Annotated in this window: 7 protein-coding genes; 4 read left to right on the forward strand and 3 right to left on the reverse strand. The window is 59.2% G+C overall.

What is annotated here, in order from left to right; genetic code table 11:
• From GWC77_RS25875 to GWC77_RS25885, 3 genes are all read left to right on the forward strand, one after another.
• On the forward strand, nucleotides 1–1047 hold a 1047-nt coding region (locus tag GWC77_RS25875), incomplete at its 5' end, for a type III polyketide synthase (protein WP_217283413.1).
• On the forward strand, nucleotides 1044–1514 hold the full coding sequence (locus tag GWC77_RS25880) for a MaoC family dehydratase (RefSeq protein WP_173261721.1): 471 nt from the start codon (nucleotides 1044–1046) through the stop codon (nucleotides 1512–1514). The genes GWC77_RS25875 and GWC77_RS25880, both read left to right, overlap by 4 nt.
• Nucleotides 1515–1550: 36 nt before the next feature.
• A complete protein-coding gene (locus GWC77_RS25885) occupies nucleotides 1551–3035 on the forward strand; it encodes a carbohydrate porin (protein ID WP_173261724.1) in 1485 nt (494 codons plus the stop codon).
• A 530-nt stretch (nucleotides 3036–3565) separates the two neighbouring features.
• On the opposite strand, the gene GWC77_RS25890 is transcribed toward GWC77_RS25885, so the two are convergent.
• Nucleotides 3566–7357 carry a hypothetical protein gene (locus GWC77_RS25890; protein WP_173261727.1) on the reverse strand — a complete coding sequence of 1264 codons (3792 nt, stop codon included), beginning with the start codon at nucleotides 7355–7357 and terminating at the stop codon, nucleotides 3566–3568.
• A gap of 1148 nt (nucleotides 7358–8505) precedes the next feature.
• Nucleotides 8506–8670 carry a hypothetical protein gene (locus tag GWC77_RS25895; protein WP_173261730.1) on the reverse strand — a complete coding sequence of 55 codons (165 nt, stop codon included), beginning with the start codon at nucleotides 8668–8670 and terminating at the stop codon, nucleotides 8506–8508.
• Between the two features lie 496 nt (nucleotides 8671–9166).
• On the opposite strand from GWC77_RS25895, the gene GWC77_RS25900 reads away from it, so the two are divergent.
• Nucleotides 9167–9784 (forward strand): alpha/beta fold hydrolase, encoded by a 618-nt coding sequence (locus GWC77_RS25900; protein ID WP_173261733.1) that lies wholly within the window; start codon nucleotides 9167–9169, stop codon nucleotides 9782–9784.
• A gap of 449 nt (nucleotides 9785–10233) precedes the next feature.
• Here GWC77_RS25900 and GWC77_RS29170 read toward each other — a convergent pair.
• Nucleotides 10234–10419: hypothetical protein (locus GWC77_RS29170; RefSeq protein WP_217283414.1), on the reverse strand; the 186-nt coding region annotated here is incomplete at its 5' end.

The raw sequence follows: 10419 nt of genomic DNA on the forward strand, positions 1-10419 counted from the left end.
AGTTGCCCACCGCCGGCCGGCGTCGTGGTCGTGATAGGCGACCCGCCGACCGACCGTGGACAACTCGCACAACCACTCAACCTGGAGGACATCAGCCCGGTCGAAATTCAACTGCTTAACCGTCCTCAGAAACGGGTCACCCCCATCGAAGCGCAGGCCAAGCCGCGCATTCCATCGGTCACGGCCCAGGCACTTGCACACGCAGGGCTGAGTGCTGACGCAATCGATGCGATCGTGCTCGTCTCGTGTACCGGATTCCTCATGCCATCCCTGACGGCTTGGATGATCAATGAACTGGGCTTTCGCACGAACACGGTACAGCTACCGATCGCGCAGCTGGGCTGCGCCGCCGGCACAGCAGCCATCAATCGAGCGTCGGATTTTTGCATCGCGCACCCGGGAACCCATACCCTGATCGTCGCCTACGAGTTCTGCTCGCTTTGTTATCAGCCCGCCGACCTAGACGTCGGTAGCCTGCTATCCAACGGGCTGTTTGGCGATGCGGTAGCTGCTGCCGTCGTTCGCGGCGACGGTCGTGGTACCGGCGTTCGTCTGAGGGCTCAAGCCTCGTACATCGTGCCAGGCACCGACACCTGGATCGCCTACGAGACGAAAGATACCGGGTTTCACTTCCGATTGAACAAGGGCCTTCCAGGCACAATTCAGCAGGTCATGCCCGAACTCGTTCAGTTTGTCCGCGACCATGACTGCGATCTGGCGGACCTGGACTTTCATGTCATCCACACAGGTGGACCGCGAGTGCTCGACGCTCTGCGCTCACAGGGTGGAGTGTCGCTCGAGGCGCTGAAAGACAGCTGGGACACCCTATCGAGTTACGGCAACATCGCCTCAGCGGCAGTGTTCGACGTGTTGCGCCGAGTCGCCGAAAAGTGTCCGGCGTCGGACGCCACGGGGATCATCGCGGGATTCGGGCCCGGAATTACCATGGAACTCGCACTGGGCGACTGGGTTGTCGATCCATTGGATGCCGGCCGTGGAGCAGATGGGCAATCAGCGTTGAGCAACCAAAAGGAGCTGCGCACGTGAGTTACGGCAGATCATTCGAAGAGTTCAGGGTAGGCGACATCTACCGGCACTGGCCGGGGAAGACGATCACCGAATACGACCACCATCTGTTCTCTCTGATCACGATGGTCAGGCATCCGCTCCATCTCGATACCCACTATGCAAGGGTCGCGACCAAACACCAGCAGCCGCTGGTAATCGGAAGCTACATATTCTCGTTGCTGCTTGGGCTATTCGAAGCCGATGTCGCCGGCATGGCAATCACGCACATGGGTTTCGAAAAAATCGATCACGTCGCCCCGATGATGCATGGTGATACGTTGTATTGTGAAAGCGAAGTCATCGCCAAAACCACGGTCCCCGAACGCCCCGAAAGAGGTGTGGTCGATGTCGAAACCATCGGCAGGAATCAGAATGGCACGCTGATCATGAGCTTTCGCCGAAAACTGGTCGTCCCCCGCTCATCGCCGGATAACCTGTCGAGATAGCCGTCTCGCAGCGTCAATATCGATCGATACCCGCCAATGATCCAGATTCACACACTCACAAGAAACGACCCTTCGACGCAGCAGACGGCTCCACTACCCGTGCATACGAAGCCGATCTACGCGGCCGCGGCGCTTGCGATCGCGCTCGCGACGGTTGGGACCACGCCGGCCCGTGCGCAATCGGAGCCGACGGCCACCGCCACGGCTGGCCAGAATGCCGCCCCCACCGGCCTGTGGGAGCGCTCGAACCTGCTCGGCGACATGGGCGGCTTGCGCACGATGCTCGCGGACCATGGCGTGACATTCAATGCGCAGGAAACCAGCGAACTTTACGGCAATTTTTCCGGGGGATTGTCCAGGGGCGTTTCCTACGATGGCGTCACGCAGTTCGGTCTTAACGCCGACACCGACAAGGCATTCGGCCTGAAAGGCGGCACTTTTTTCGTCGACGCCTTGCAAATTCACGGTCATGGCATCACCGCCTCGCGCCTGAATTCGCTACAAGCTGCGAGCGGCGCGGAGGCAGAGGCCACGACGCGTCTTTGGGAACTCTGGTACCAGCAAGCGTTGGGCGACAACTTCGATGTAAAGATTGGCCAACAAAGCCTCGATCAGGAATTCATTGTCAGTCAATACGCCAGCACCTTCGCGAACGCAACTTTCGGCTGGCCCGTACTGGCTGCCACCGACCTGCCCGCTGGCGGCCCTGCCTATCCGTTGTCGTCGTTCGGCCTGCGCGCACGGTTCAAGCCGAACACTTCGACGACGATTCTTGGCGGCATTTTCGACGGCAACCCTGCGCCAGGCAATGGAGATCCACAGCAGCTGAATCCTGACGGCACGCGCTTCAATTTGCACGACGATGCAATGATGATAGGGGAAGTCCAATACGCTATCAATCAACCACCGGCGGCCGGGTCAGGCGCAGTGCAGCCAAGCGGGCTACCCGGCACCTACAAGCTCGGCTTCTGGTACAACAACGGGCGCTTTGCGGATCAGCACTTGGACACCAACGGCGTATCGCTTGCGAGCCCTGCGTCGAACGGCGTGCCCGCCACACATCGCGGCAACTTCAGCATCTATGCGGTCGCAGATCAGATGGTATGGCGCCCGAGTGCTGGCAGCCCACAATCGGTTGGCGTATTCACGCGCGTGATGGGCGCACCCGGCAACCGAAACGTACTCGACTTCCACATCGATGCCGGCGTTGTGCTCAAAGCCCCCTTCAAGGGCCGTGACAATGACTCCGTCGGCCTGGCACTCGGCTATGCAAACGTCAGCTCGAGCGCGAGTGCATTGGATCGCGACACGGCAAAGTTCGAGATACCCGGCTACCCAGTTCGTTCGGCCGAGACCGTGATCGAGGCAACGTATCAATATCAGGTCGCACCGTGGTGGATATTGCAGGGAGAATTGCAGTATTTCTACCGCCCGGGCGGTGGCATTCCAAATCCAAATGACAACGGCTCGCGCGTCGGCAATGAGGCAGTGGTTGGACTGCGCACTGTTGTGACATTCTGAAGTAGTTGTTCTATTGATTGGTTTTACGATGAAGGCTGGCGTTATGTAGCGACGTCAGCCTTCATAGGTAAGCGCAGAAATGAATGACCGTGCAGACTGCCCACCCTACGCTAATGTGACACCTGACCGTTGGTTTTCCGTCAAATCAATAACACAAAGACCCTCTGCAAGCAGCGATGGCCGTAGAGGGAACCCCCGTCATGAATGCAATCGTACCAAGGGTCGCCAACGACAGAAATGCTTTTACCAGTAAAGATTTCATGTTGAACTCCGAGATTAAAGTGAAATGACCCTGCAGCATTGCTCCTTGCTACTTCGTCAGTGCCTTAATGTTAGATAGCGATGACTCCGTCTCCACGACCAACGATAAGACGAACGCAAGGCTCCCCTCGATCCAGGTGATACCCCATCCGCGCGGCCTGAAACCGGTGGGAATCTAAAATATGATCCGTTCATATGCGGATTGAGTACGCACCGCGAACTATGGAATCGAAACGCGAACGCGCCCGCCTTGCCCACGAGTGTCGCCATCAGACGGGAAACGCAAGCGCAACGCGGCTCGTTTCAGCAGAAGCAATTTTTTGCCAGCGCAGAAAAAAGTCGATCCCGGTCTCCTGCGAGAGCTTGCCCCTGCTACGCAGGGTCATGTTCTTCGGCGCCCAACTTGCACGATAGGAAAGAAGATCGCCGATTGCGCTGCGGGCCCGCTCCCGCGCCGGCTTGTCTCCCTGGCGCTCGGCCAGCGCTTGCACCGCACGCAGACCGTCAATCATGCCGCTCATACGCGGCTGCATTTCGTACTTGATGTTGAACTGGAAGTTGGGGTGTGCGCCGACCGAGCACAGGCCTGCGGCGAACCGGTCCAAAAGGTTTTCAGCGCGTGCCAGGCGTTCGCTCGTGCCGGGGTCTTCATCCTTCGCACGCGGCAAGACGTCGAGACAACGGATCAGCCAATCTTCCCGGTTGGACTCTATCTCCGCTAACAAGTCTTTCGGGCTGGCATAGACGCGGTCCACGCTTCCGCCCGTGGCGTCACCGATCGAGAAACGTGTCGCTCCATTTTTTTCGAGATTCGAACACAGCTCGCGCGAGTATTCCAGCAGGTTGCCGATCAAATAAACGCGAGCCGTTCCTGTTGTGCGGCCTTGCTCGGCGCCGGTCTGGCTGTCGGTGCGCGGGCTCACGAAGCTGTGCTTGTACGGCACGCCATTGAATCCCACCTGCGTCGACAAGCCAATACGTTGGAGCGCCTGGTCGTTGCGATCTTCCGCTCGTTGGTGCGCGTAGCCCGTGCGCTCGGTATTTTGCTCCGAAGCTTTCGCCACCCTAACGGACACAGGCGTCACCGAGAGGCCGGCCGAAAAATGGTGCCCCGGCACACGGCCGCGCACCGCCGTTCTTGCCTCCAGCGTCCCTTGCCTGGAACGGCTGCGTTTCTCACCAGAGGCCACCACCGTATCGGGACTTAGCGCAAAGATCGCCTGCAGCGGATCTTCGAAATCGTATCGCTCGCCCTTTTCGTCGGTCATGTCCGGCCATCTGAGCAGGATATCGAGCAGTTTCAGGTTGTCGTCGATTGACTCCTGCACCTTGCGATTGCCGCGCTCATCCTTGCCGCGCAATGTGCGGAGCGTCGTGTAGACGGTAGTCGATCGGGACGCATCGAGCCGCGCATTGCCGGACGCGGTGAAAGTGCCTGCGCCGAAGGGCAGCCGATAGCCCACCGCGACCCTCGCGTCGTGCTGCCAGGAAACGACGCTACCCGCTATGATCTCCGCGGCAAAGGTCGGGTTCTTGAATTGCAGGAAAGATTCCGAGCGCTTCGAGGCGAGATGCGCCTGCGCGCTTAATGGGAACACCGGCGTCACGGGTGCCAGTATCGGAATGCCGAAGCCGATAGTCCCGCCGCCGGTCAACGTCACTTGATCGCGCAGACGAGCCGCTTCGAGCATGGGTCGGAAGAAATTTTCTATGTCCTCGTTCGATTCGATGCTTGATGATTTCGCTTTGCTGATGCTTTCTTCGATCGTGCCGTGCTTTGCCAAAGCCTGGCCACGCGGACGCGGCTGGAGGCGTCCTGAGCCGTCCTTCGGCAAGGACTTGGGCTTCTCCATAGCCTTGGCATCCCGACCCACCACATCGCGGCGCAACGCTTCCAGCGCGGGCCCCATCGCCGACTTCATTTCGTCGGTGCTGCCTTCGATCGCTTCATGCAGTGCCTTCATCACTTCGACGATCGGCACTCGTTTTTGTCCCGCGGAGGCGTTCAGCACTGGCGGCAGCACCGCCGCCTTGCCCCATATAAGCTCACCTGCCTCGATCGACGCAACCGCCGTATTTGACGACGATTGCGCCTGCGAAGCCATCTTCCGTATTTGCGCCATATCCTCCGCGTCAAAGTGCGCATCGTACAAGCGCTTGACCTGATCGAAGCTGCGCGGGGCCATCGGACTGCGGTAATTGAGGCTTCTCGGACTCACCGGAAATCGAATGCTCGCGCCCAGGTTACGCGTCCGGTTCATCACGTAATCGCTCAACGCCACGATGACCGAGCACAGCTGGCGATCGGCTTCGCGTGCTGCAGGAATTCCTCCAGTGTCCGAAGCAGACTTTCGTAGGCGGTCCAAGTGGCTTTGAGCGTGATTTCGAAGTGCCGAAAACGTTGCGATGATCTTGTCTTCCGCCAGCGACTTCCTCGTCGGCATTCCCTGCGCCTCCATCAGTTTCTGAGCAAACCGAAGAGATCGAGGATGAAACGGCGACGCGTCCTCGCCGGGATTCGCTGAACGCGGGAGCCATTTGAGCACAACCGGGCGCGGTGGCTTCTGCCCTTTGATGACGTTCGTCTGATTGATCAGGTTGCGGTTGCTCAAATCGTAGTCGGAACCCGGCGCATTCGAGAGGAAGCCGTTGCGCACAGCGTTGAACGCCGCTTGCTTCTTGAGCGGAATTCCGTCGGTCCCGAACACGACGCTCTCCTTCGCATTGCGCACCTGATGGGCCGCGACGTCCATCGCGTCGCCAAGCCACGCCCTCACGTTCTCGAGCGTCTCCGATCGTCGAGCCCGGAATGCCTGCCAGTAGGCCTGCAGCGCAGCGAGTTGGGCTGGCTCCAGCGGTTGCGCTGCAATCGCGTCGTCAGCAGCGCTTCCCGCAATGAATTGGAGCGCATCTAGACCGCGCGGAATCGCCGCCATCGTGCAGAACAATTCAGTCATCGATTCGTTTGGTGTCCTATACGGCGCGTTTTCGCTCGTCTTGTCGTTGGGCAGTGGAACCCATTGATTCAAAGGACAGCTCATCAAGGCCTCGGCCAGTTCGATAGCTTTTTCGACGTCGCTGCCCGTCGCCACCGCGAGACCGCGGACAATCATTTCCATCACAGCCACACGGGGCAATGCGCGCTCGACCGCGATGTCGTCTTCGGGCAATAGATCCGCCATCATGCGCAATATGTCGAGCAGTGGCTTACCGTGGCTTGCGAGATCCTCGGGCGCAAAGCCTGGCGCGGACACAGCTATCGCTGCGGTGTCGGCCTTGCTCCGCAACTTGGCCAGGTTGATATCGGACTTGAGGTTGTCGGCCACGTCCGCCTTTTTGCTTTTGACACATACCTCGGCCCTTTCGAGGTCCGCCGCCACCGCTGAGAATTTCCGCTGACTTCCACGCGCGAAAACGGTCAAGCGATAGACTTCCTCATGCAAATAGGCTCGGACACGTGAATTGGCATGCAGCGCCTGTTCAATGGCTTCGACATCCTGTTCGGCCGCGGCAAGCCGCTGCCCGAGCTGACTCACGTTGGAGACGTCGTCTCGCGGGGCCAACTGCGGCACACGCGCCGCGTCGGCGGATCGCCCTCGCGCATCCTCGAGCAACAACTCGACGCTTCTCAACTCGCTTCGAGCGTAAGCAAGTCTCTCCAACGTTTCCGAATGTGCTTTCTCGAGATCGCTTCTTTGGGTAATGAGTCGATCAATGACCTGGGGAAGCGCTTCCCTGTCCTCTCGTACACCGCTTTTCAACGCCGTGATCCGATGTTCAAATGCGCTGATCTTACGGTCCAGAACGTTCGAGGACAGCGCATGCATGCCGAGATCGAGTGACCTGTATGACAAAGCGTCGGCGGATGGCCGGTCATTTAGCGCCTCGCTCATCGTGCTCGACGGTCTCTCGGCTCTTTCAGCATCAACCAGGACGTCTCCGCGAAGACCATCGTTCCCTCCCTTCGCAGGGCCATAGGCGGGATCCTGATTCATCAGTTCGCGCGGCGCTTTTGGCATCAGCACGCGTTTCATGCCCGGTAGTTTCATCATCGCGCTCATGGGCGCCGAACGCTGCGGCCGTTGATTGATCGCCGGAAGCGTTGCGAGCGCGCTCGCTCCCGTGTTGATCCTCCGCGCGAGCAGATCGCCCCGATCGACTGATTCGGAATACGGCTCGGTACGAACTTCGGAGCCGCTTGCCCTCGAATCGAATCGGCTTGGCTGATCAGTTGAACACGTTGTGCCGACGCCAACGATATGAAAACCGTTTGCACTTGGACGTGTGCCATGGACCGACGTCGGGGGCGCGTTGTCGACATTTCCCGCGCCGACCGTCTCGCTGGATGTCCACTTTTCCCGTTTGCCGATTTCCTTTAGCGCTTCCTTTTTCATGCGGCCGTTGGATGATCTCGCGATATTTGCCAGAGAGTCGTCAGGCATGCTGCGCGCGATAACCCGCTCCGGACGCAGCAGGTCAGCGATGTTGGATCGAAGCTTTTGCGAAAAGCTCTTTGGAGGGCGATTCGTCACGAAGCCGCGCGTTCCGGGTTCCGTAGCAGCAACGCTTCGCGACGCTTGCAGTTCGCGAAGCGCCGATACGAAACCGGTGTCGATCGCTGCAAGCGGACGCGGCCGCCGCGCGCGGAAATCCGCTGGACCGTCTTGCCTCGGCTGGATGCTAATGGAAGCTGAAATAGGGGATGACGTATCGTCAGGCGGACCCGAACGTGGAACTCGCATCATTGGAGATTCGCAGGACGCGGCCTGGCACATTTGAAACCAGCCAGTGTGTCATTCAAGTGTTACGTGGACGTGAATGGACCTTGCTGCGCAGCTTCCGATGTCGCTTGTCTCCTCGAAGATTCGTCGTGGCGTATGTGCTGTCACGAGCCTTCGCAATCCGGAGACGTTGTTCGCCGTCGTTGGGGGGAAGGGCTGGAAGCAGAAGGATACTGAACTTCGTGTCACCGCTTTCGAAGTCCGTCAGGCGCGTTTGATGAAACAGGCCGCCTGGGCACAATGTTGCGTCAAACTAAAAGGAGTTGCTATACCCATGTCAAGCGGACGAATTGGACCTTACAGCTCATCGCGTACCCCCGACACCAATCAGCATCGGCAGCCCCCGCAACCAGATCGGCCACCTCGTCCGAAGACCTCGCAGGGGTTCCATGGAATGCAATCGAGAACTACGGGCTCCGCCTTGCCTATCAGCGCGGCCCCTCGGTATCAACCATCTCAACCATCTCAACCATCTCAACCATCTCAACCATCTCAACCATCGAGCTCGGCGGCTCGGTATCAACCATCGAGCGCGACGGCTCACCATCAGGCTCACTATCGGCCATCGGGCTCGGCGGCTCACTATCGGCCATCGGACTCGACACCGTGCCCCCCAGCCCCGGTCTTCGGGCTCTCGAGCAGCAGCACCAGATCTCATCCGAGTAGCGGATCGCAGCACAGGTCTAGCGAGAGACCTTCTACGCCCTCCGGATCGCGAGTGGAATACGGACGTCATACACCACCGCTGGCCCCGGCGGACCCTGACCCATCGTGGGTCACCACCCAGCGACACGCACCGACGAGTTGGTATGCCCAGTTGCCGTCTGTAGACGAAGAGTCACGGCCAGGGTCTGTACCACCACCCAGCGGCAATCGATGGCGGTAATCGTTGCTCGAGGATCCTCTCGGGCTAGCGCAGAGTGATGCAGGAATGCCGAATCGCGTATGCCCGGCTTCACCATCAGCGAGACAGAAGCAGCCGGCTGATCGTCGGTTGCTCGTTGGTCTTTTTGGCCAACGCGCAGGTGTGCACCCGAGACCGATACGCCGGGCGGCGGGAAACCGCATAACTTTCGTCATGTCGATGGAATGAATCAATGCCTGCGCCGCTTGGCGGTGCTGGCTCGTCGGCATTGCACGACGCTTGCCGAAGCCGGCTTTCGCGCGATCGCAATAGACTTGCGTGGCTACGGCGAGAGCGAAGTTCCCGAAGACGTCGCCGAATACACCATACTGCATCATGTCGGCAATGTCGTCGGTGTGCTTGACGCATTGGGTATCGACAAGGCAGCGATCATCGGACATGACTGGGGCGCACCGGTAGCGTGGCATGCCGCATTGCTGCGTCGCGATCGTTTCACCGCAGCCGTTGGCTTGAGTGTGCCTTTTATTCAGCGCGCGCAAGTCTATCCGTTGAGGACGCTACCCGAGACAGCGGACGAGGTGTTCTATCAGCAGCATTTTCAGCGCCGCGGAATCGCCGAAGCGGACATGCAGCGCGACGTGCGAGCGTATCTGCGCGGCTTGCTGTACGCATCGAGCGGTGATGGGGTATCAGCGCAACGTACCGGCCGGACATCGCGCCGGCCCGGCATGGTGCCCCGCGAACGGCCACAGAGCGTTCGCGTCTCCACCGAGACTGCCATCGTGGCTCAGCGAAGACGATGTGGACTTCTACGCTGTGGCGTTCTCTCGAACCGGTTTTAGTGGAGGACTGAATTGGTACAGGAATGTCGATCGGAATTGGACGTTGCTCGCCGCATTCGACGGCGTGAAGATCGATATTCCTGCGCTTTTACATAGTAGGCGAACACCATATCATCTTGCAGTTCGAGGGAATGAAGCACCTGCTCGCCGAACAACCGCGACGAACTCCACGTCTCCATCCTCCGGTCATCTTGCCGGGCTGCGGCCGCGCGGACACTAATTCGATAAGTTCAAAATACGCGCGACAGTTGAGCGCGAGGTGCAGCTCCTTCGCTCGTCGCGTCAGATTTTCCAACCTCTGGGCTGGCTGTGTCGCCTCATCGGTGAAAATTTCCCTTCGTCAACTGCGAAACCATCGTCTGTCGGTCAGCACTTTTCCATTGAATCCGCAGAGCCAGCTTCGACTGGCGAATGCGGGCTAGTCTTTCCTTTTGGCTGTCAACTGCATATCAATATGTCAGCCTCTTTTGAATTCCGAGTGGGTGATGTTTGGGGGTGACCCGTTTCCGAGGACGGTTAAGCAGTTGAATTTCGACCGGGCTGATGTCCTCCAGGTTGAGTGGTTGTGCGAGTTGTCCACGGTCGGTCGGCGGGTCGCCTATCACGACCACGACGCCGGCCGGCGGTGGGCAACT

This window comes from Paraburkholderia sp. NMBU_R16, assembly GCF_013282575.1.
Taxonomy (GTDB): Bacteria; Pseudomonadota; Gammaproteobacteria; order Burkholderiales; family Burkholderiaceae; genus Trinickia.

Coding starts and splice junctions, on each gene's coding strand:
- GWC77_RS25900 (WP_173261733.1), top strand. CDS start 9,167: ATGAATCAATGCCTGCGCCGCTTGGCGGTGCTGGCTCGTCGGCATTGC.
- GWC77_RS25890 (WP_173261727.1), bottom strand. CDS start 7,357: ATGAGCGCGATGATGAAACTACCGGGCATGAAACGCGTGCTGATGCCA.
- GWC77_RS25895 (WP_173261730.1), bottom strand. CDS start 8,670: ATGGCCGATAGTGAGCCGCCGAGCCCGATGGCCGATAGTGAGCCTGAT.
- GWC77_RS25885 (WP_173261724.1), top strand. CDS start 1,551: ATGATCCAGATTCACACACTCACAAGAAACGACCCTTCGACGCAGCAG.